2 protein-coding genes are annotated in these 1,101 nt (G+C 63.5%); one reads left to right on the top strand and one right to left on the bottom strand.

The features are described 5' to 3' along the window. Positions 1-105 precede the first annotated feature (105 nt). Entirely contained in the window at positions 106-699 is a 594-nt protein-coding gene (locus tag EOA29_RS21715; protein ID WP_126094458.1) for a hypothetical protein, read from the top strand. Positions 700-774: 75 nt separating this feature from the next. On the opposite strand, the gene EOA29_RS43115 is transcribed toward EOA29_RS21715, so the two are convergent. Then, positions 775-1,101, bottom strand: a 327-nt coding sequence (locus EOA29_RS43115) for a TetR family transcriptional regulator C-terminal domain-containing protein (RefSeq protein WP_245468505.1), incomplete at its 5' end; no start/stop codon positions are given.

Raw genomic sequence — 1,101 nt, 5'->3', positions numbered from 1 at the left:
GCGGTCCATGGACTTTTCAAGCCTTGGTTGAATCGTGAAGGGCGCTTGGGTCGACAGCGCGGCGAGGGTCTGTCATTCCTTCCAGAACGCATCCTGGAGGACGGCATGAAACCCATGACGACCGGTATGGCGCTCGCCATGCTGACCCTCGCCGGCACCGCCGAGGCTGCCGACTGCGTCGACGCCAAGTCCGCCAAGGCCGGCTTCGTGCTGGAGAAGTCCGGCATCCGCAGCGAGTTCCGGCCGGCGCCGGGCGGCATGGTCGCTGTCGCCAACAACTACCAGTCGCAATCGCCGCAGACGCAATATCTCTATGCCGGGCTGATCGAGGTCTTCCGCGACAGCGAAACGGGCCGATTGTCGATGATCCCGCTCGGCGACATCAAGAAACTGTTTCCGCTGAAGGCCGGCGCCAGGAGCAAGACGGAGTTCGTGCGGCTGTCGGCGAAGAAGGCACCCAAGGGCACCGAAACGCTGGCTTTGGCCGTCAGGGGCAAGGAGACCTACAAGCTCGGTGACTGCAAATACAACGTCCTGGCGGTGAGCGAGACGCTTACCGGCGATACCGGCGCGGTAATCGACACATTCACCGCGCTCTATTCGCCGGACCTTCAGGCGGTGCTGGCGCGGCGCTATGACGAGGGCACAAGCGCGCAAAGCGAGGTGGGGTTCGAGACGATCAAGCCGCTGAAGGAGTAGTGCCGGCTTTCTTTAGGTCTCAAGCGAAGGCGATCCTTCACACCCCCCTCTGTCCTGCTAACGTTCCTGAATCGTCTATCGCAGCAACATCCTACGGCGTCGCTTCCCTGTCAGTCGGCCTAGCGATGGCTGGAGGCCTTCCAACCCCTTCAAACATTCCCGCAGCACACCCGCATCCTGCGCGGTCTTGGCCATCGACATGGCGCCGGAATAAACCGCTACCGCAAGTACCGCGAAGCGGTCGGGATCGGTGCCGTCCTCCCCGCCGGCTTGCTGATCGGCCCGCGCTTTGTCGGCGATCGCCCGTCGCCAGCCGGCAAAAATCCCCGCAAGGGCCGTTCGGAAATCGGCGTCGGCGAGCGACAGTTCGTGCGCCAGATTGTTGAGCGGGCAGCCGCGCAC

This window comes from Mesorhizobium sp. M1E.F.Ca.ET.063.01.1.1 (assembly GCF_003998155.1).
Lineage (GTDB): Bacteria > Pseudomonadota > Alphaproteobacteria > Rhizobiales > Rhizobiaceae > Mesorhizobium.
Note: the sequence above shows the minus strand (reverse complement) of the source record. Positions and strands in the feature narration are given on the sequence as shown.